Below are 20,284 nucleotides of genomic sequence, written 5' to 3'. Positions count from 1 at the left end.
GGGGAAGCTTGCAGCCTTCCCCTATCGCGGGTCATAGATTAAAGAACATCGACTGCACTTCGTTTTGAAGAAATGGATGGATGAGGATGGCTCAGGACGCCGAAGCACTGATCGAAAGACGCAAGCTGCGCAGAAAACTCACAGTTTGGCGCATCGCTTTTCTGCTTTTGCTGGCGGCCCTGATTGCTGGAATTGCATCCTACTCCATGCGAGGCGCCAATTATGCGACGCCCCATGTTGCGAAAGTGCGCATTGAAGGCACGATCTTCGAAAACGAAGAGCTGTTGAAGCGCCTTAACAAAATTGCTGACGATGATGCGGTCAAAGGCGTCATTCTGGTTCTCGATTCACCCGGCGGAACCACCGTCGGGGGCGAATCAATTTACGAAGCCGTGCGTAAAATCGCTAAAAAGAAGCCAGTCGTCACGCAGGTTGGGACACTTGCAGCATCAGCTGGTTATATGATTGCCAGCGCGTCCGATCATATTTTGGCGCGTCAGACATCGATTGTAGGCTCGATTGGCGTATTGTTCCAATATCCTGATCTGTCCAAGCTGCTCGACACGATTGGCGTGAAGGTTGAAACCATCAAGTCGTCGCCGTTAAAGGCAGAGCCGAACTATTTCAGCCCGGCAAGCGACGAAGCCAAAGCCATGATCCGCAACATGATCATGGATTCCTATGACTGGTTCGTCGGAATCGTCGAAGAACGCCGCTCCTTCACCCATGAAGAAGCCTTGGCTTTGGCCAATGGTGCGGTCTTTACCGGGCGTCAGGCACTCGAAAAGAAATTAATCGATGGCCTTGGCGGCGAGGAAGAAGCTATTACATGGCTTGCCAGCAAAGGCGTTTCCAAGGATTTGCCAAAGCTCGAATGGAAGCCTGTCGGCAGCGATACCGGTTTTTCTCTGCGTGATCTGATTATTCATGCCGGTGCGCGCCTTATTGGCGTGCCACAAGAGGCCGATGCTATGTTGAAGGAAATCGCCAAGGATCGTATCTTCCTTGACGGACTTCTTTCGGTTTGGCACGTTGACGGAACGCCGGGCATCACTCCGGCAAATAAATGAGTCTTTCACCGGACAGACATAAACACAGGGGTTTAAAGCCGTGATTAAATCGGAACTCGTTCAGGTTATCGCCAGCCGTAATCCGCATCTTTTCCAGCGCGATGTCGAAAATATCGTCGGCGCAGTGTTTGAAGAGATCACCAATGCCCTTGCTGACGGCAATCGCGTAGAATTACGCGGCTTCGGCGCTTTCTCTGTGAAAAACCGTCCAGCGCGCAGCGGCCGCAATCCACGCACCGGCGATACGGTGGACGTCGAAGAAAAGTGGGTGCCGTTCTTCAAGACCGGTAAAGAACTCCGCGACCGTCTCAACGGCGCCATCTGATCGATCGTCATGGTGGCAAAGCGCGTCATAACAATTGTCATTCTGGTTCCGTTGGCGGTCATTCTGATCGCACTTTCGGTCGCCAATCGCGAAACAGTCAGTCTGACAATTGATCCATTCAATCCCGGCAATCCTGCGCTGACCTATCAGGCACCGTTGTTTATCTGGCTGTTTGGTACGCTTGTCCTTGGCGCTTTGATCGGTGCTGCGGTCACCTGGCTGACGCAGGGCAAACATCGCCGTCGGGAACGCCGCTATAAAAAAGAAGCGTCCCAACTTCTGGAACGTGCTGAATCGGCTGAAAAACGCCATGTGCCGAATACAGTTTCCAAAGCCTGATAGCGGCGCTTTTTCTTTTTCACTTTCGTTCCGGCATTATTTGGCCTACCTACAGGCCAAATAATAAGCGGAGTTTCGGGTGAAGGCGGCAAAAGGAAAAGGCAAAAAGCCGACAGGCAGTAAAGAGCAACGTGGCTTCGGTCGCGCGAAGCATGATGAGCCGCGCTCGGCTGCCAAGCATGGAAACAAGCCTGACGACAAGAGTGCGTTTTTCAAGAAACCGCGTCCACAATTCGCCAAAGCAGCACCCAAGCCTGCGGAAGAAAAGACGGCAACGGCGCTTCGCGAGATCAGGCCTTATGAAGGCGCACGTCCCGGCGAACGCTTGCCTGTCATCCTCGAAACAGAGCCATCAAACGATTACGCGCTGTTGGACAGCGGTGACGGTCTCAAGCTTGAGCAATATGGCCCCTATCGCATCGTACGCCCGGAAGGTCAGGCGATCTGGCTTCCAAGCCTGCCGAAAAGCGAATGGGATAAGGCGGATGCGGTCTTTACCGGTAATACCGATGAAGAGGGTATGGGACGCTGGGCGTTCCCACATATGCCGCTTGGCGAAACATGGCCGATGCAGCATGACGGCATCTCGTTTCATGGCCGTTTCACTTCGTTCCGCCATGTTGGTGTCTTTCCCGAACAGGCCGCACACTGGTCCTATATGGATAGCCTGATCCGCGAAGCAGCGAAATCTGGCCGCACCGTCAAGGTGCTAAATCTGTTTGGTTATACGGGTGTTGCGTCACTGGTTGCAGCACGTGCGGGAGCCGAAGTAACCCATGTCGACGCTTCCAAAAAAGCTATCAACTGGGCGCGTGAAAATCAGGAAATGGCTGGCCTTTCCGATAAACCCATCCGCTGGATTTGCGAAGACGCAATGAAATTCGTACAGCGCGAAGAACGCCGCGGCAGTTTTTACGACATTATCCTGCTCGACCCGCCAGCCTATGGCCGTGGTCCGAGTGGTGAAATCTGGCAATTGTTTGAACACCTGCCTGCAATGGTTGATACTTGCCGCTCAATTCTGACATCCAAACCACTGGCTGTCATTCTGACCGCTTATTCGATCCGTGCGTCTTTCTTCGCCATCCATGAGTTGATGCGTGACCGTTTTACTGGTCTTGGCGGCACGGTCGAATCAGGTGAACTTATTCTGCGCGAACGCTCAGCCAAGCGTGCGCTTTCCACATCCATGTTCAGCCGCTGGGTAGCAAAATGAGCCGAAACGACGAATTTTCCAAAAGCGGCAATCAGCAGCATTCGAGCCCGCGCGTGGGTCAGGTGAAGGAAGTCACCAGCCTCACCAACCCCATCGTTAAAGATCTCCGCTCGCTTGCGCTGAAAAAGTTTCGCGATCAGCAGGGTGTGTTTCTGGCCGAAGGGCTCAAGCTCGTCATTGACGCGTTTGAGCAGGACTGGCGCATCAAGACACTGGTGTTTGCCAAGTCTGGCAAAGGCAACAAGATGGTCGAGCAGGTTGCTGCCCGTACTTTTGCCAAGGGTGGCCTGGTACTGGAAGTTACTGAAAAGGTTATTTCCGCGATTACCCGCCGTGACAATCCGCAAGTCGTGGTTGGCGTTTTCGAGCAGCAATATCAGTCGCTTGCAAGCCTTAAGCCGAAGAGCAACGATGTCTATATCGCACTCGACCGCGTGCGTGACCCCGGTAATCTCGGCACAGTAATCCGCACGGCTGATGCCGTCGGCGCCAAAGGCGTGATCCTGATTGGCGACACCACCGACCCCTATTCGCTGGAAACGGTACGCGCCACCATGGGATCGGTCTTCTCCGTTCCGCTCTATAAGGTGACGGAAACCGAATTTCTCAACTGGCGCAAAGGCTTTTCGGGCTTGGTCGTCGGTACACACCTCAAAGGTGCTGTCGATTATCGCACGATCCCCTATGCCAAAAAGCCAGTCATATTGATGATGGGCAATGAGCAGCAGGGCTTGCCGGATAATCTGGCGGAAACTTGCGACAAGCTTGCACGCATCCCGCAAGCTGGCCGCGCAGACTCGCTTAATCTGGCGATCGCAACCGGTGTCATGCTTTATGAAATCCGCCGTGAGGCACTCACTCTCGATGAAAGGTCCAGCGGATGAAGCGTCATGCGGTTTTGTCCTCGTTTCTCGTTGTCATCATCGCAGTCCTGATTGATCAGGGCATCAAGTTTCTGGTCGAAACCCGCATGGGCTATGGGCAACAGATCGATCTGCTGCCATTTCTCGCGCTGTTCCGCACGCATAATGAAGGCATCGCCTTCTCAATGCTGGCATGGCTGCATGACTGGGGCCTGGTCGCTATAACCGCCGCCGTCATCCTTTTTGTGCTCTATCTCTGGTGGACAAATCCGTCTGAACGTATTTTTGCGCGCTATGGATTTGCGCTTGTGGTCGGCGGAGCAATTGGCAACCTCATTGATCGCGTCATGCATGGCTATGTAGTCGATTACATTCTGTTCCATCTGCCGACATGGTCATTCGCCGTTTTCAATCTGGCCGACACTTTTATCACCATTGGTGCAGCACTTATTATTCTGGAAGAGTTTCTCGGTTGGCGACGCGAACGGGCGGCGCGTTAGAGCGCGTTTTGATCTGACGAAATCAGATCGGCGCTCTGACTTCGTCTGCTTCAGGCATAATCTTATCGATCCTCGTTTCACTCCGGTCGGATTATGCTAAAGCGCCGTGCGCCATTTTGGGCGCACAAAGGACGATGCTGCAGCCGTTTTACGGGCCCTTTTTTGCCCCCAATGCGAAACGCTTGATCACACTCAAGCTTTCCCCTATTTTGCCTATGAAATTTAACTGATTTTTGAAGGGGATAAGCTTCACCCACCCCAAATGACACATTGGTGACACGCTTCTGTCATCCTCGCGTAGCACTGAATCTGTATTGCTGCGGTCAGATTGGACGTCATGTCCACGCAACCAGACCGTAAGAAATTCGGAATTGGTTATCTCCAGCTGAATTATCAGTCGGAAAACCATTCAGGAATGCGTGAACAACAGGATCAGGAGCGAATCATCATGTCAGTACTGCTTGGAATGGGCCAGCAAATCATTGATGATACGGTCATGTCGGGCATAGAAGCACAACCAACGCTCTTCACATCCGAAAGCGACCCCATTGTTCTGGGTCGTATCGGGTCACTGGAAGTACGACTTGCAAATTCTCGCGACGCGATTGATGCGGCGCAGGAATTGCGGTTCCGCGTCTTCTTTGAAGAACTGGGCGCACGCAAGGAAACCATCGAAGAAGTAGAACTGCGCGATTCCGATCGCTTCGACGCGATCTGCGATCATCTGCTGGTTTATGATACCTCATTGCCGGTTACCGAACATCAGCAAATCGTTGGTACCTATCGCCTGATGCGTAGTGATCAGGCCGAAAAGGCGCTCGGTTTCTATTCGGCGGATGAATATGACGTTCAGCGTCTGACACTTTCACGTCCGAACCTCAAGCTTCTGGAACTTGGTCGCTCCTGCGTTAAGGCAGAATATCGCTCCAAGCGAACGGTTGAGCTCTTGTGGCAGGGGGCATGGGCCTATTGCCGCCGTCATTCCATTGACGTGATGTTTGGCTGCGCATCATTCCACGGTGCAGTGCCTGCCGCACATGCGCTGGGTCTGTCCTTCCTGCATCAGAACTGCCGCGCAACACCAGACTGGGATGTTCGTGCGCTGCCACATCGCTATCAGCCGATGGATCTGATGCCGAAGGAAGCAATCAACAACAAGGTTGCCCTGTTCTCAATGCCGCCATTGGTGAAGGGTTACTTGCGCCTTGGTGCAATGATTGGCGATGGCGCTGTGATTGATGAAGCCTTTGGCACAACGGATGTATTCATCATTCTGCCGATTGAGCGTATTTCCAGCCGCTACATCACCTATTACGGTGCAGAAGCGAACCGCTTTGTATAAGCAAAAAGGCGAAGCATCTGCTTCGCCTTTTTAGTTTTATGCCCTGCCCGCCAGTTCCTTCAGTTTGTAAACCAGATCAAGCGCCTCGCGCGGGGTCAGTTCATCCGGGCTGATGGCTGCAACAGCCCTGGCCAGCTCGCTGTCCTTTGCGGCAGCTTGGGCTTTTGGCTTCTCTTGTTGCAGTACAACGGAAAACAGCGGCAGATCATCAATCAGCTTATCGGCTTTGCCGGATGTTTCACCCGCCTCAAGCTGATGAAGCACATCGCGCGCGCGATTGACCACCGCTTCCGGCAGACCGGCGAGACGCGCGACCTGCACGCCATAAGAACGATCAGCGGCTCCCTTTGCCACTTCATGCAGGAAGACAACGTCATTGTCCCATTCCTTGACCCGCATGGTGACATTCGAAAGTCGGTCGAGCTTTTCCGACAGCGCCGTCATTTCATGGAAATGCGTGGCAAAAAGTGCGCGGCAGCGGTTTTTCTCATGCAGATATTCAACCGCAGCCCATGCGATGGAAAGTCCGTCAAAGGTTGCCGTTCCACGACCGATCTCATCAAGGATGACCAATGAACGTTCGCCGGCCTGATTGAGAATCGCGGCGGTTTCAACCATTTCCACCATGAAAGTCGAACGCCCGCGCGCCAGATCATCTGATGCCCCGACCCGGCTAAACAACCGATCCACGACGCCGATCTGAGCCGACCCTGCTGGAACGAACGACCCCATCTGCGCCATGATCGCGATCAGTGCATTCTGGCGCAGAAAGGTCGATTTACCGCCCATATTGGGACCGGTAAGCAGCCAGATCGCACCATTTCCACCCACCGTTTGCGGAGAAAGATCGCAATCATTAGCGACAAATGGATTGGCTGCCTGACGGCGCAACGCCTGTTCAACCACCGGATGGCGCCCGGCAACGATATTGAACGACAGGCTGTCATCGACCAGCGGACGACAATAACCCTGCTCATCGGCCAGAACAGCAAGAGACGCGGAAACATCGAACACGCTCAGTGCTGCTGCGGCAGCACGAATGCTATCCGCGTGGCTGACTGCTTCCGCAGTGAGTTCCTCGAAAATCGCCAGCTCAATCGACAAAGCCCGGTCAGCAGCATTCGCAATCTTGCTTTCAAGCGCAGCCAGTTCAGTCGTGGTGAAGCGCATGGCATTCGCCATTGTCTGACGATGGATGAAACGACCTTTGGCCGCATCTGTGTCGGTCATCGCACCAGAATTATTCGCTGTCACCTCAATGAAATAACCAAGCACATTGTTGTGCTTGATCTTCAGCGACCTGATGCCGGTTTCCTCAATATAATCAGCCTGAAGCCCCGCAATGACGCGACGCGACTGATCGCGCAGCGCACGCATCTCGTCGAGTTCAGTGTTGTAATCCTGACGCACGAAACCACCGTCGCGCTTCAACAGCGGCATCTCATCGGCCAGGGCCCGGTCGAGATGGGCTGCAAAGCTTGCCGGTATTTTCTCAATCGCATCACAGGCAAAACGAAGCTCGTCAGGCAGAAGCGCTCCTTCAAGCAAGGAGGCAATGCCGCCAGCTGCTTCAAAACCCCGCTGCAAAGCGCCGAGATCGCGCGGACCGCCGCGACCGACCGCCAGACGCGAAAGCGCACGCGGCATGTCCGGCACGCCTTTAAGTTCAAGCCGCATAGCGTCGCAGAGCGATTGTTCGCGCAGGAACCAAGAAACAGAATCATGGCGCAGTGCTATTTCGACAGGGTTTGTGAGTGGCGCGGTTAACCGTTCGGCCAGGAGGCGAGCACCGCCGCCCGTCACAGTTCGATCAATCGCTTTCAGCAGACTGCCTTCGCGATTGCCGGACATTGTGCGAGCGAGTTCCAGACTGGCACGGGTGGCAGGATCGATGAAAATCGTGCCGCCTTCCTGCTCGCGTTCAGGTCGCATCAATGGCGGGCGCTCTGAAATCTGCGTCTTTTCGATATAGGCAATTGCACCGGAAATGGCCGAAAGCTCAGAACGGCTGAACTGGCCAAAGCCATCGAGCGTTGCGACATTGAAATAACGCTGAATGCGCGTCTCCGCTGCGCCACTGTCAAACAGTGTTGCAGGCTGTGGAGACACTGCCTTCCCGATCAGATCGAAAACAGGGCGCAGCTCCGCGTCATGAAATGCAGTGTCGGCCACGATCAGCTCGCGCGGGTCAACGCGCATGATATCGGCAAAAAGCCGATCTTCGGCAGTTTCAGCCACGCGGAAAGTGCCGGTTGAAATATCGATCCAGGCGAGTGCCAGCGCGCCATCACCTTTGGTGCGGCCGAGCGTCATGAGGAAATTTGCCTCGGATGGATCAAGCAGCTTTTCTTCGGTGATCGTGCCGGGGGTTACAAGACGGATTACATCGCGGCGAACAACCGACTTGGAGCCGCGCTTTTTTGCTTCAGCCGGATCTTCAATCTGCTCGCAAACCGCAACCCGATAGCCCTTGGCAATCAGTCTCTGAAGATAATCGTCAGACGCATGGAACGGCACGCCACACATCGGGATGTCTTCGCCCAGATGCTTGCCACGTTTGGTGAGCGTGATGCCGAGTGCGCGAGATGCCTCAACCGCATCATCGAAGAACAGCTCGTAGAAATCGCCCATACGATAAAAGAGCAGCGAATCAACATTCGCAGCTTTGATCTCGATATATTGCTCCATCATGGGCGTGAGGCGAACAGCGGTTTCCTGCACAGCGCTTTCATCTGCCTGTGGGTTATTGTCGCCTGCTTTCGATTCCATACTGAAGCCTTCGTTTATTGCTCATTTAAATCGTTTAAAGTCATAAAGTTTCGCAACTCATCACTTTTGGATCAACATCTGTTCCAATATGCACTGTTTACACCGTGCATCACTGGCGTTATCGAATTTGTCCCGCAGATGAACCCGGAGGGAACATGCCAGCCTCGACGCCGAAGGGCAACACGCCAGAACGCACACCCACAGCCAGTGAGAAGGAAGCGCTCGACTTTCACGCTCAGGGCCGCCCGGGCAAGCTGGAAATCAATCCGACCAAGCCCATGATGACGCAACGCGACCTGTCGCTTGCCTATTCGCCCGGTGTTGCCGTGCCGGTCAAGGCCATCGCGGAAAATCCTGCCCTGGCCTATGATTATACCGCCAAAGGCAACCTCGTCGCTGTCATTTCCAACGGTACTGCAATCCTCGGCCTCGGCAATCTGGGTGCGCTTGCATCCAAGCCCGTCATGGAAGGCAAGGCTGTGCTGTTCAAGCGCTTTGCCGACGTGGATTCCATTGATCTTGAAATCGACACGACCGATATCGACGCCTTCATCAATGCGGTGCGTTATCTCGGACCCTCCTTTGGCGGCATCAATCTCGAAGACATCAAGGCACCAGACTGCTTCATCATTGAAAGCCGCCTGCGCGAGCTGATGGACATTCCGGTCTTTCACGACGATCAGCACGGAACAGCAATCATTGCTGCAGCCGGCATGATCAACGCACTGCATCTGACAGGCCGCGATATCAGGAACACCAAGCTTGTCTGCAATGGCGCAGGCTCTGCGGGCATTGCCTGTATCGAGCTTATCAAGGCCATCGGTTTCCCGGCTGAAAACGTCACCCTCTGCGACACCAAGGGTGTAGTTTATCAGGGCCGCGAAGAAGGCATGAACCAGTGGAAGTCGGCCCACGCCATCAAGACGTCAAAGCGCACGCTCGAAGAAGCGATGCAGGACGCTGACATCTTTTTCGGTGTTTCCGCCAAGGGCGCACTGACCAAGGAGATGGTGCGTTCAATGGCACCAAATCCGATTATCTTTGCGATGGCCAACCCGGACCCGGAAGTCACGCCTGAAGATGTTGCGGAAGTGCGGGATGACGCGATTGTTGCAACGGGGCGTTCGGACTACCCGAACCAGGTCAACAACGTTCTGGGCTTCCCGTATATTTTCCGTGGTGCGCTGGATGTTCGCGCCACCACGATCAATGACGAGATGAAAATCGCAGCGGTCTATGCAATTGCCGAACTCGCCCGCGAAGACGTACCGGACGATGTGGTAGCCGCTTATCAGGGCAGCCGCCCTCGCTTTGGTCCGAGTTATATCATCCCGGTGCCGTTCGATCCTCGCTTGCTCGCAACCGTTTCAGCAGCTGTCGCCAAGGCTGCAATGGAAACCGGTGTTGCCGGTCGCGCGATTGAAGATCTTGAAGGCTACAAGCGTGAATTGCTGGCGCGCCGCGATCCGATTGCTTCAACATTGCGCGGCATTTATGAGCGCGTGCGCCGTCAGCCAAAACGCATCGTCTTTGCCGAAGGCGAAGAAGAACAGGTGATGCGCGCCGCTGTTTCCTACGTTAATCAAGGCCTTGGCACTGCCATTCTTGTAGGCCGTGAAGAGCGTGTTGCCGAAACCGCAAAAGCTGCTGGTCTTGATCTTGATCGTCCGGGCATTGAAATTATCAATGCGCGTCTTTCGAGCCGCAACACAGTCTATGCCGACTATCTTTATGAGAAACTGCAGCGCAAAGGCTATCTGACGCGTGACTGCCACCGCCTGATCAACAATGACCGCAATCATTTTGCGGCCTGCATGGTGGCGCTCGGCGATGCCGATGGTATGGTAACGGGCATCACCCGTAACTACGCAACCGGACTTGAAGATGTACGCCGTGTGATCGATTCAAAGCCCGGCCATCGTCTGGTGGGGGTGTCCATTGCGCTTTGCCGTGGCCGCACAGTCTTCATCGCAGACACTGCCGTGCACGAGCAACCAACGGCCGAAGAACTTGCGGATATCGCTGTTGAAGCCGCAGGTATGGCACGCCGCATGGGCTATGTGCCGCGCGTAGCACTGACTGCATTTTCGACCTTCGGCCATATGGTCGGCGAAAGCTCGGCACGCATTCAGGAAGCAGTCCGCATTCTCAACACGCGTCATGTCGATTTTGAATTCGACGGCGAAATGAGTGCAGACGTTGCCCTCAACCCGAAACTGATGGACCGCTATCCGTTCATCCGCCTGTCGGGTCCCGCCAATGTTATCGTCACGCCCGACAATCATTCGGCTTCGATTGCAGCAAATATGTTGCAGGAGCTGGGCGGCGCGACAATCATCGGCCCGCTGCTCGTCGGTCTCGACAAACCCGCGCAGATCGTCAATATCGGCGCAAAAGATACAGACATCGTGAATATGGCAGCCATTGCAGCCTATAACGCGACCAACTGAAAAGACGAATAACGCATGACAGAGGCCGGGCAAATGCCCGGCCTTTTCGTTTGAGCCATCGGCACACTTTTCCGCGACAAGCGAAAGTATGTTCACCATATCTAAAACCGGCTATAGGATGATGACCGCAAGCCCTTCCCTGCAAGCCGGACATCAAAGCCGCATGAGCGCACACGACCTGAAGCTTGAAGAAATCGTCAATCCCGAAACAATTCGTCGCAAGCTGAACGAACTGGCTGACTCCACAGACGAGAGCTACACAAGCCCGTCCGTGCGCAAAGTCGTGCTGCACGCGCTTAAAGATGCCCTGATACGCGGTCGTACCAATGCGGAAAGCATGCTGATGAAAGATGGCGGAGGCACACTTTGTGTGCGACGCCTGTCTTATCTCATGGACACGCTTATCAGCGCGTTGTTCGAATTTGCCAGCACCAAAGTCTACCCGATGATGAACCCATCAAAGGCTGAAAGCATGGCCGTCGTCGCCGTTGGCGGCTATGGACGCGGCGGGCTTGCTCCGGGTTCCGATATCGATCTTTTGTTCCTGTTGCCCTACAAGCAAACCCCTTGGGGCGAACAGGTCGCCGAATATATGCTCTACATGCTTTGGGACATGGGGCTGAAAGTCGGCCATTCGACGCGCAATATCGACGAGTGCATTCGTCTTTCGCGCGAAGACATGACGATCCGCACAGCCATTCTGGATGCACGGTTCATCATCGGAAACAAAGACCTTTTCACCGCACTCATCACCCGCTTTGACGAGGAAGTGGTCAAAAATACCGGGCCTGAATTCATTCAGGCCAAGCTTGCCGAGCGCGATGCCCGCCATCGCAAGGCAGGCGAGACGCGCTATCTGGTCGAGCCTAATGTGAAGGAAGGCAAAGGCGGTCAGCGCGATCTGCATACGCTGTTCTGGATTTCAAAATACTTCTACCGCGTGAAAAGCAAGGAAGAGCTAATCAAGCTCGGCGTATTGTCACGCAGTGAATTGCGCCTTTTCAACAAGGCCGAAGATTTCCTTTGGGCTGTGCGTTGCCACATGCATTTTGCAACGCTGAAAGCAGAAGAACGCCTGTCCTTCGATATCCAGCCGGAAATTGCACAGCGTCTTGGTTACACCGCGCATCCGGGCCAGAACTATGTCGAACGCTTCATGAAGCACTACTTCCTGGTAGCTAAGGATGTTGGTGATCTGACGCGCATTCTTTGTGCGGCGCTCGAAGAAGAGCAAGCCAAGCATGTGCCGGGTTTCAACCGCATCTTCCTCACCTTCTCACGCCGCAAGCGCAAGCTTTCAGCCAGTGGAGATTTTGTCTCCGAAAATCACCGCATCAACATCGCTGATCCTGACGTTTTCAAACGAGACCCGGTCAACATCATCCGCATCTTCCATCTTGCAGACAAGCATGGGCTGGAATTTCATCCCGATGCAATGCAACAGCTCACCCGTTCGTTAAAGCTCATCAATGGTGAACTACGCGAGAACGCAGAAGCCAATCGCCTGTTTCTTGACGTGCTGACATCGCCGCGCAATCCGGAATTGATCCTGCGCCGTATGAATGAATCGGGCGTGCTGGGCAAATTCATCCCGGATTTTGGCAAAATCGTCGCGATGATGCAGTTCAACATGTACCACCACTATACGGTGGACGAACATCTGCTGCGCTGCATTCAGGTCATGTCTGAAATCGAGCACGGTGAGCTCGAAAACGAGCACCCACTGGCCAACCATCTCGTCACCACCATGAAGCGTGACCGTGTTTTACTGTATGTGGCTATTCTCCTGCATGACATCGCCAAGGGGCGACCCGAAGACCATTCCATCGCCGGGGCCCGCATTGCCCGCAGGCTCTGCCCGCGCTTCGGCCTGTCTGCGTCGGAAACAGAAACCGTGGAATGGCTGGTGCGCGAGCATCTGACCATGAGCATGGTTGCGCAGTCTCGCGATCTCAACGATCGTAAAACGATTGTCGACTTTGCTGATACGGTTCAGACGATGGAGCGGCTGAAGCTTCTGCTCATCCTGACCGTTTGTGACATCAAAGGCGTTGGCCCGGGCGTCTGGAATGGCTGGAAGGGCCAGCTTCTGCGCACTCTCTTCTATGAAACAGAACTGGTTCTGACGGGTGGCTTCTCTGAATTGCCCCGTGCCGACCGTGACCGGCAGGCGCGCGCAGCATTGGCAGACAAATTGTCCGAGTGGCCAGCAGCAGAACGCGATGCCTATCTTGGCCTGCATTACACCAACTATTTCCTGACCGTCAGTCTCGATGATCAGGTGCGCCACGCCCATTTCATACGAGAAACGGACCGTAATGGTCGTGCGCTTGCCACAATGGCAAAGCCACATACTTTTGAGGCCGTCACGGAAATTACCGTGCTTGCACCCGATCATCCACGTCTGCTGTCGATCATTACCGGCGCTTGTGCTGCGGCTGGCGGCAACATTGTCGATGCGCAGATCTTCACCACAGGTGATGGGCGCGCGCTCGACACAATCCTGATCAGCCGCGAGTTCGACACTGACGACGATGAGCGCAGACGTGCAGAACGCGTCGGTAAGGTGATCGAAGATGTGCTTTCCGGCAAATCCCATTTACCGGATGTTCTTGCCAAGCGCACCAAGCCCAAGAGAGGCGCGAAAGCATTCAAGGTAGAGCCGCATGTCGAGATCAACAACACGCTCTCCGACAAGTTCACCGTCATCGAAGTGGAAGGGCTTGATCGCCCCGGCCTTCTTTCGGAACTGACCGGCCTTATTTCTGACCTTTCGCTGGATATTGCTTCGGCGCACATCACCACTTTCGGCGAAAAGGTGATCGACAGTTTCTATGTAACCGATCTCGTCGGGCACAAGATTTCAAACGCAACCCGACAGGGCAATATCAGGCGCAAGCTCCTTGCCGTTCTTGGCGGGGAAAACAGCGCGAAGACCAACGGTCGCGCAGCAGCATAGGTTTTTAGATTAAATGAGTTTGGTCAAAAAGTTCGCAACGGTCGCGTCCGGCACGCTGATGAGCCGCATTTTCGGCTTCACGCGCGAAATGTTCATGGCGGCGGCACTCGGCACCGGTCCTGTGGCGGATGCGTTCAATGCTGCCTTTCGTTTCCCGAACACGTTCCGCAGGCTCTTTGCTGAAGGCGCGTTCAATGCGGCCTTCGTGCCACTCTTTGCCAAGGAAATCGAAAAGAACGGCATGGAAGGCGCTCGCCGCTTTTCTGAAGAAGTGTTTGGCGTTCTTTTCACGGTGCTGCTTTTCATCACAATCGTGATGGAGCTCTCGATGCCGTTTATCGTGCGTACGATCATTGCGCCCGGCTTCACCGACGATCCGGTAAAGTTCGACAATACCGTGCGGCTTGCAGTGATCATGTTCCCCTATCTCGCCTGTATGTCGCTTTCAGCAATGATGGGCGGGATGCTCAATTCGCTGCATCGATATTTTGCGGCAGCCATCGCGCCGGTTTTCCTCAACATCATTCTCATCGGCGTTCTGGCCTTCGCCTGGTGGAAGGGCTACGACGCGCTTGCCGTCGGCTATGGGCTTTCATGGGGTGTCATGGCGGCCGGTGTGGTGCAGCTCGCAATCGTCTGGCTTGCCGTGCGCAATGCGGGTATCAAAATCGGTTTCCGTCGCCCGCGCCTCACCACAAATGTCAAAAGACTTCTGGTGCTGGCGCTGCCCGCTGCGATTACCGGCGGCATTACGCAGATCAATCTGCTGATCAACACCAATATCGCATCGGGCATGCAAGGCGCTGTGTCCTCGCTCGTCTATGCCGATCGTATCTATCAGTTGCCGCTCGGCGTGGTTGGTATTGCGGTTGCGACCGTGCTTTTGCCGGAACTGTCGCGTGCATTGCGCGGTGGTCATATGAAAGAAGCCTCCAACCTGCAGAACCGTTCGGTCGAGTTCACGCTGTTTCTTACCCTTCCCGCTGCTGCTGCTTTGCTTGTCATGTCAGAGCCGATTGTGCGGCTTCTGTTTGAACGCGGTCAGTTCAGTGCTGAATCGACACTCGTTGTTTCCAACATTCTCGCGATTTATGGTTTAGGCCTTCCGGCCTTCGTTCTGATCAAGGCCTTCATTCCGGGTTTCTTTGCGCGTGAAGATACCCGCACACCCATGATCTTCGCGGCGGTTTCCGTGGCGGTGAACGTGTCGCTGGCCATTACGCTGTTTCAACGCATGGGACCAAGCGGCATAGCGATTGCCGAAATCACTGCCGGTTGGGTCAATGCAGCGCTCTTGTTTGCAACATTGGTCAAGCGCGGCCATTGGGGGAGCGATATACCTTTGCTCACCCGCATTCCGCGTCTGCTGATTGCTGCGGGCGTGATGGCAACGGGCATCTATTTTGCCGTCGGGCATTTCGCTTTTGAGCTCTCATCTGCTGCACCGTTCGCGGTCAGAGCTGGCACCGTTACGACTATAGTTGTCGCAGCGATGGTCGTTTATTTTGCATTGGCCTTTGGACTTGGCGGTGCCAATACCGGCATGATCCGCCGCGGCATCAAGCGTGGGGCTGTCAAGAAGGAGCCGGAGAGCGAAATATAATTGCTCTTGAAAGGCTGTTGTGGCTCTGCGAAAAAGATTAGAGCGCCCTACGCCCCATTGAGCGTACAAAGGCCACTCTAACAATTTAGATTTGTTGCACAATCTTACCTTAGAGCGCGTTTCGATCTGATAAAATCAGATCGGCGCTCTAACGTCTTCTACTTCAAGCATAATCTTATCGATCCTCTTTTCACTCCGGTCGGATTAAGCTCTAAGTTGATTTCAATCTTGGGTAGGACTATGCAACAGCATTCAAAAATCCTTCGCTCTCCACCGGCGGAGGCCAACATCAGGATAAAGTCATGAGCACGTTTAAACCGCTTGTCTTCTCCGGCGTCCAACCGACCGGAAATCTTCACCTCGGCAATTATCTGGGTGCGATCAAGCGGTGGGTAGAGGTTCAGGAGACGCAGGAATGCATCTACTGCGTCGTCGATATGCACGCGCTGACCGTGTCGCCCGATCCGGCTGAACTCATTCAGTCGACCCGCGAAGTCACGGCGGCATTTCTCGCCGCAGGCATTGATCCCAAGCGGAGCATCGTCTTCAACCAGAGTCGCGTTATGCAGCATGCGGAACTCGCATGGGTCTTTAACTGCATCGCACGTATTGGCTGGATGAGCCGCATGACGCAGTTCAAGGATAAGGCAGGCAAAGACCGCGAGAACGCCTCGCTCGGCCTCTTCGCCTATCCAAGCCTCATGGCTGCAGACATTCTGCTCTATCGCGCGACCCATGTTCCGGTCGGCGAAGATCAGAAGCAGCACCTCGAACTGACCCGTGACATCGCCCAGAAGTTCAACAACGACTACTCAGACCGTATTGCCTCGCTGGGCACTGGTGTGGACATGCAGGTTGGCGACGAACAGGTTTCCGGCTTTTTCCCGCTGACCGAGCCGATGATTTCGGGTCCGGCCATGCGTATCATGTCGCTGCGTGACGGCACCAAGAAGATGTCGAAATCCGACCCTTCGGACCTCTCGCGCATCAACCTGATCGATGACGAAGAGACCATCAACAAGAAAATCCGCAAGGCCAAGACCGATTCGGACGGCTTGCCTACGGAAATCGATGGCCTCACCGGGCGTCCGGAAGCCGACAACCTGGTTGGCATCTATGCAGCCCTGTCGTCGAAGTCCAAGCAAGAAATCCTGAGCGAATTTGGTGGGCGTCAGTTCTCCGAATTCAAAGCCGCACTGGCTGATCTGGCAGTGGCAAAGCTGTCGCCAATCACCCATGAAATGCGTCGTCTGGTGGCCGATCCTGCCTATATCGACAACGTTCTGAAAGATGGTGGCGAACGCGCCAGCGTGATTGCAGAGGCAAACATGCGCCACGTCCGCGATATTATCGGCTGGTTGCAGAACTAATAAATAATCAAGAGCTGCCCGCTTGCGGGCGGCTCTTTGCAATGCCACATTATCGCCATGGTATCCAAACGACTTAGCCGGGAAGCCGGCCACCGACGCAAGTTTCTTGCTGTTATTGATGACACGCCCGAATGCGAGCGTGCTGTCGCCTATGCCGCGCGCCGTGCCAAGAATACAAGCGGCGCGCTTGTCATGCTGTTTGTCATCGACAATTCGGATTTCCAGCAAATCCTGGGCGTTGGCGAAATCATGCGGCAGGAAGCAGAAGAACGTGCACGTTCAACGCTGGAAAAATTCGCTGCCACTGTGCGCGAAGAACAGGGTATCGAGCCGGAACTGATCATCCGCGAAGGCAACACCAATGATCAGTTGCCAAGCCTGATTGAAGAAGATCAGGACATAGCCATTCTGGTTCTGGCGGCTGGTTCTGGCAAGGAAGGTCCCGGCCCTCTGGTCCAGTCGCTTGCAGGACGAGCACTGTTTCAGATCCCCGTTACCGTGGTCCCCGCAGGACTTTCCAATGATGACATTGATGCGGTGACATAATCACCCTATATTGATCGTAACAGATATGCAGCTGACCGAAGCAAGCCTTGCTTCCTCGCTCATTGGCGCTTACTAGAACCCATCCAGAGTTGAAAGCGGAGAACGGGCATGTTCATCCAGACTGAAACGACGCCAAACCCGGCGACCCTGAAGTTTCTGCCAGGCAAGGTTGTCATGCCTGAGGGAACAGCAGATTTCCGTGATGCGTCAAGCGCAGGCAACACCTCGCAGCTCGCAGCAAAGCTTTTTGCGGTACCCGGCGTAACCGGTGTTTTCTTTGGCTATGATTTCATCACAGTCACCAAAGAAGACGGCGAATGGCAGCATCTGAAGCCTGCCATCCTTGGCACGATCATGGAACATTTCATGTCGGGCCTGCCCGCAATGGCTGGTAATGCCAATGCGGATGCAGCCGCTGCTCATGAAGATGAAGAATTCTTCGATGAAGCCGATACCGAAATCGTCGAAACCATTAAGGAATTGATCGAAACCCGCGTGCGTCCAGCTGTTGCACAGGACGGCGGCGACATCACATTCCGAGGCTTTGAGAATGGCACAGTGTTCCTGCACATGAAGGGCGCCTGCTCTGGCTGCCCGTCATCGACGGCGACACTCAAGCATGGCATCCAGAATCTTCTGCGTCACTTTGTGCCGGAAGTGCAGCAGGTCGAACAGATCTGATAGCCACTCTGAGAGCGGTTCCAGTTAAGATTGAATCGGTGTAACCGCTCCAGCTATTTGTTTGTACGCATTTCCAGAAAAAAGGCCGCTTCTCAGCGGCCTTTTTGATTTTGGTGTAAGGTTTACTGCCTCACGATAACCTTGGAACCTTGCCCTGCGCGTTCATGGAGATCGATGATATCCTGGTTCATCATGCGCACACAGCCTGACGACATGGCTTTACCAATCGACCACCATTCCGGCGTGCCGTGGATGCGATAACCTGTGTCTCCGCCCTTGTTATAGAGATAGAGAGCGCGCGCTCCGAGCGGGTTTTTCAGGCCTGGACCCATGCCATTGCGATATTTTGCCAGTTCCGGCTGGCGCTTGATCATAGGAGCCGGTGGCGTCCATGTTGGCCATTCGCGCTTCATGGCGACGCGTGCTGTTCCTGACCAGCCAAAACCCTCACGGCCCACGCCGATGCCATAGCGCATCGCCTTGCCGTCCGGCATGACGTAATAGAGAAACTTCTCGCGCGTCTCAACAATGATGGTGCCCGGCGCTTCGTCGGTCTGATATTTCACGATCTGTCGGCGATATTGCTGCGGAATCTTTTCATTGGGAATTGCCGGGATCGTGTAACCAGCGTCGCTGACCGCAGAATAAGACGCGGTGTAAAAGGTGCCACCAACCGTGGAGCAACCAGCAAGTACACCACCAAGAAGAAGAGCTGCGCTCAGCTGCAAGACGCGAGATTTCATGAATTTCCCCTCAATTGATTCATACCGTCAACAGGAGCGAATCGCCCATTCATGTGAAAACATGCGGTAGTATTGTTAACCAGCCGTTAACCGTAAATTGAAAAATCCTACTTCGGCCACTTTCTTGCCATTTTTGCCGCGATTGCGCTTTCATATCACCGCGCCTGCTGCCATTTTGCTGTTGTTTCGCGCACCGGTCAGGCGCAAAATCTGGCCATGCCAATTGTGATTCCCAATAAATCCCACCCTCTTTCAGATGGACGACAGTCCGAAAACGCATTGCTTGTGCGGCGGGGCGTACAGCGTCTTTTTCTGGAGATGGGATTGGCGTCATTACCCGAACTGCCACTGGCATCGGGAAGGCGCGCTGACCTGATTGCTGTCAGCCGCAAAAGTGAAATCTGGATCGTTGAGATTAAATCCTCAATCGAGGACTGGAAAGCAGACCGTAAATGGCCTGAATACCGCGCCTATTGCGACCGGCTTTTCTTTGCGACACACCCAGCTGTGCCACGCGAAATCTTTCCGGAAGATTGCGGCTTCATATTATCAGATGGTTATGGGGCTGAAATTCTTCGTGACGCGCCAGAGCACAAGCTTCCTGGTGCGACCCGCAAAGCGCTCATGCTGCGCTTTGCTCGAGCAGGTGCTGCAAGGCTGACCATTGCAGAACTTGCCGGTCTCGATGTACCCGAGACCAATGTGGATTAACGCGCTTTCCGAAACGGGTAGAACAAATCGAAACACGCTCTAACGTGGTGCGCGCTTGGCCAGAATCCGCTGCAAAGTACGGCGATGCATATTGAGGCGGCGTGCCGTCTCGGAAACATTGCGCTCGCACATTTCGTAAACGCGCTGGATATGCTCCCAACGCACACGATCAGCCGACATCGGATTTTCCGGTGGTGCAACTTTTTCACCCGGACGACGGGTCAGAGCAGCAAAAACTTCATCCGCATCGGCAGGCTTGGAGAGATAGTCAATCGCGCCGAGCTTCACAGCATTCACTGCAGTCGCGATATTACCATAACCGGTGAGCACGATAGCGCGCGTGTCTGTGCGACGTGAACGAATGGCCTCAATAACATCAAGCCCGTTACCATCTCCCAGCCGCATATCCACCACCGCATAAGCGGGTGCAGCAGCCTTTGCAGCGGCGATGCCTTCTTCAACCGATTCCGCAGTCGTTACCTGAAAGCCCCGGCCTTCCATGGCGCGGGCAAGACGCTGCAAGAAAGGCTTGTCATCATCAACCAGAAGGAGGGTGGGATCGTTGCCAATGGCTTCGGTGTCTTCCTGCTTCAAGTCTTCCATGGGGTGCTTCCTGCCTGTATTTTTATTTCCTTATTGATATCCCTGCGTCAAAAAGTCAAATAGCCATTGAATTATTGAAGCAATCTCAGCAAAATTATAATTGCTACAAAGCGTAAAGCATTGTGTTTAAATGCGATTTCTAATCGATGGCACAAAAAATCGATGCTGCCGAAGTGCTGCGCGCAAAGGTGCCT

General features: G+C 54.3%; 17 protein-coding genes. 14 read left to right on the top strand and 3 right to left on the bottom strand.

Features of this window, described 5'->3' with window-relative positions; translation table 11 throughout:
- Positions 1–86 precede the first annotated feature (86 nt).
- From sppA to CEV32_RS19465, 7 genes are all read left to right on the top strand, one after another.
- Complete coding sequence (sppA, locus tag CEV32_RS19495) at positions 87–1,070, top strand: signal peptide peptidase SppA (protein ID WP_094578756.1); 984 nt, start codon at positions 87–89, stop codon at positions 1,068–1,070.
- A gap of 40 nt (positions 1,071–1,110) precedes the next feature.
- Positions 1,111–1,395 carry an integration host factor subunit beta gene (locus tag CEV32_RS19490; protein WP_007873253.1) on the top strand — a complete coding sequence of 95 codons (285 nt, stop codon included), beginning with the start codon at positions 1,111–1,113 and terminating at the stop codon, positions 1,393–1,395.
- A gap of 9 nt (positions 1,396–1,404) precedes the next feature.
- Positions 1,405–1,734 (top strand): lipopolysaccharide assembly protein LapA domain-containing protein, encoded by a 330-nt coding sequence (locus CEV32_RS19485; RefSeq protein ID WP_094578755.1) that lies wholly within the window; start codon positions 1,405–1,407, stop codon positions 1,732–1,734.
- 79 nt (positions 1,735–1,813) lie between these two features.
- The gene (locus CEV32_RS19480; protein WP_094578754.1) at positions 1,814–2,950 is read left to right on the top strand and encodes a class I SAM-dependent rRNA methyltransferase; all 1,137 of its coding nucleotides are present in this window, start codon (positions 1,814–1,816) and stop codon (positions 2,948–2,950) included.
- Positions 2,947–3,834: a TrmH family RNA methyltransferase gene (locus tag CEV32_RS19475; RefSeq protein ID WP_094578753.1), complete on the top strand. Its 888-nt coding sequence runs from the start codon at positions 2,947–2,949 to the stop codon at positions 3,832–3,834. The genes CEV32_RS19480 and CEV32_RS19475 overlap by 4 nt, the downstream gene beginning before the upstream one ends.
- Positions 3,831–4,313 carry a signal peptidase II gene (lspA, locus tag CEV32_RS19470; RefSeq protein ID WP_094578752.1) on the top strand — a complete coding sequence of 161 codons (483 nt, stop codon included), beginning with the start codon at positions 3,831–3,833 and terminating at the stop codon, positions 4,311–4,313. The genes CEV32_RS19475 and lspA overlap by 4 nt, the downstream gene beginning before the upstream one ends.
- A 448-nt stretch (positions 4,314–4,761) precedes the next feature.
- Positions 4,762–5,655, top strand: a complete 894-nt coding sequence (locus CEV32_RS19465) for a GNAT family N-acetyltransferase (RefSeq protein ID WP_208620885.1) — start codon at positions 4,762–4,764, stop codon at positions 5,653–5,655.
- Positions 5,656–5,691: 36 nt separating this feature from the next.
- On the opposite strand, the gene mutS is transcribed toward CEV32_RS19465, so the two are convergent.
- Positions 5,692–8,424 (bottom strand): DNA mismatch repair protein MutS, encoded by a 2,733-nt coding sequence (mutS, locus tag CEV32_RS19460; RefSeq protein ID WP_094578751.1) that lies wholly within the window; start codon positions 8,422–8,424, stop codon positions 5,692–5,694.
- 155 nt (positions 8,425–8,579) lie between these two features.
- Here mutS and CEV32_RS19455 point away from each other — a divergent pair, with 155 nt between their 5' ends.
- The 6 genes from CEV32_RS19455 (at position 8,580) to CEV32_RS19430 (ending at position 18,033) form a co-directional block, all read left to right on the top strand.
- Positions 8,580–10,874: an NADP-dependent malic enzyme gene (locus CEV32_RS19455; protein ID WP_094578750.1), complete on the top strand. Its 2,295-nt coding sequence runs from the start codon at positions 8,580–8,582 to the stop codon at positions 10,872–10,874.
- Between the two features lie 163 nt (positions 10,875–11,037).
- On the top strand, positions 11,038–13,833 hold the full coding sequence (locus CEV32_RS19450; RefSeq protein ID WP_094578749.1) for a [protein-PII] uridylyltransferase: 2,796 nt from the start codon (positions 11,038–11,040) through the stop codon (positions 13,831–13,833).
- Positions 13,834–13,846: 13 nt separating this feature from the next.
- On the top strand, positions 13,847–15,436 hold the full coding sequence (gene murJ, locus CEV32_RS19445) for a murein biosynthesis integral membrane protein MurJ (RefSeq protein WP_094578748.1): 1,590 nt from the start codon (positions 13,847–13,849) through the stop codon (positions 15,434–15,436).
- 302 nt (positions 15,437–15,738) lie between these two features.
- Entirely contained in the window at positions 15,739–16,806 is a 1,068-nt protein-coding gene (gene trpS, locus CEV32_RS19440; protein ID WP_094578747.1) for a tryptophan--tRNA ligase, read from the top strand.
- A gap of 6 nt (positions 16,807–16,812) precedes the next feature.
- Positions 16,813–17,352, top strand: coding sequence for a universal stress protein (locus CEV32_RS19435; RefSeq protein WP_208620884.1), 540 nt, complete (start codon positions 16,813–16,815; stop codon positions 17,350–17,352).
- Between the two features lie 108 nt (positions 17,353–17,460).
- Positions 17,461–18,033, top strand: coding sequence for a NifU family protein (locus CEV32_RS19430; RefSeq protein WP_094578745.1), 573 nt, complete (start codon positions 17,461–17,463; stop codon positions 18,031–18,033).
- 122 nt (positions 18,034–18,155) lie between these two features.
- Here CEV32_RS19430 and CEV32_RS19425 read toward each other — a convergent pair whose 3' ends face one another.
- Complete coding sequence (locus CEV32_RS19425) at positions 18,156–18,776, bottom strand: L,D-transpeptidase (RefSeq protein WP_094578744.1); 621 nt, start codon at positions 18,774–18,776, stop codon at positions 18,156–18,158.
- Positions 18,777–18,992: 216 nt separating this feature from the next.
- Between CEV32_RS19425 and CEV32_RS19420 the strand changes: the two genes are divergently transcribed.
- Positions 18,993–19,487 (top strand): MmcB family DNA repair protein, encoded by a 495-nt coding sequence (locus CEV32_RS19420; RefSeq protein WP_094578743.1) that lies wholly within the window; start codon positions 18,993–18,995, stop codon positions 19,485–19,487.
- A gap of 39 nt (positions 19,488–19,526) precedes the next feature.
- Here CEV32_RS19420 and regA read toward each other — a convergent pair whose 3' ends face one another.
- Complete coding sequence (gene regA, locus CEV32_RS19415; RefSeq protein ID WP_024898183.1) at positions 19,527–20,090, bottom strand: global response regulator transcription factor RegA; 564 nt, start codon at positions 20,088–20,090, stop codon at positions 19,527–19,529.
- Between the last annotated feature and the right edge of the window lie 194 nt (positions 20,091–20,284).

The organism is Brucella rhizosphaerae, from assembly GCF_002252475.1.
Classification (GTDB): domain Bacteria; phylum Pseudomonadota; class Alphaproteobacteria; order Rhizobiales; family Rhizobiaceae; genus Brucella; species Brucella rhizosphaerae.
Note: the sequence above shows the minus strand (reverse complement) of the source record. Positions and strands in the feature narration are given on the sequence as shown.

Excerpts from the sequence above, each read along its gene's own strand:
- trpS (WP_094578747.1), top strand. The coding sequence starts at position 15,739 with ATGAGCACGTTTAAACCGCTTGTCTTCTCCGGCGTCCAACCGACCGGA.
- CEV32_RS19475 (WP_094578753.1), top strand. The coding sequence starts at position 2,947 with ATGAGCCGAAACGACGAATTTTCCAAAAGCGGCAATCAGCAGCATTCG.
- sppA (WP_094578756.1), top strand. The coding sequence starts at position 87 with ATGGCTCAGGACGCCGAAGCACTGATCGAAAGACGCAAGCTGCGCAGA.
- CEV32_RS19425 (WP_094578744.1), bottom strand. The coding sequence starts at position 18,776 with ATGAAATCTCGCGTCTTGCAGCTGAGCGCAGCTCTTCTTCTTGGTGGT.
- CEV32_RS19485 (WP_094578755.1), top strand. The coding sequence starts at position 1,405 with ATGGTGGCAAAGCGCGTCATAACAATTGTCATTCTGGTTCCGTTGGCG.
- CEV32_RS19430 (WP_094578745.1), top strand. The coding sequence starts at position 17,461 with ATGTTCATCCAGACTGAAACGACGCCAAACCCGGCGACCCTGAAGTTT.
- CEV32_RS19455 (WP_094578750.1), top strand. The coding sequence starts at position 8,580 with ATGCCAGCCTCGACGCCGAAGGGCAACACGCCAGAACGCACACCCACA.
- CEV32_RS19465 (WP_208620885.1), top strand. The coding sequence starts at position 4,762 with ATGTCAGTACTGCTTGGAATGGGCCAGCAAATCATTGATGATACGGTC.
- lspA (WP_094578752.1), top strand. The coding sequence starts at position 3,831 with ATGAAGCGTCATGCGGTTTTGTCCTCGTTTCTCGTTGTCATCATCGCA.
- mutS (WP_094578751.1), bottom strand. The coding sequence starts at position 8,424 with ATGGAATCGAAAGCAGGCGACAATAACCCACAGGCAGATGAAAGCGCT.
- murJ (WP_094578748.1), top strand. The coding sequence starts at position 13,847 with ATGAGTTTGGTCAAAAAGTTCGCAACGGTCGCGTCCGGCACGCTGATG.
- CEV32_RS19420 (WP_094578743.1), top strand. The coding sequence starts at position 18,993 with ATGCCAATTGTGATTCCCAATAAATCCCACCCTCTTTCAGATGGACGA.
- regA (WP_024898183.1), bottom strand. The coding sequence starts at position 20,090 with ATGGAAGACTTGAAGCAGGAAGACACCGAAGCCATTGGCAACGATCCC.
- CEV32_RS19450 (WP_094578749.1), top strand. The coding sequence starts at position 11,038 with ATGAGCGCACACGACCTGAAGCTTGAAGAAATCGTCAATCCCGAAACA.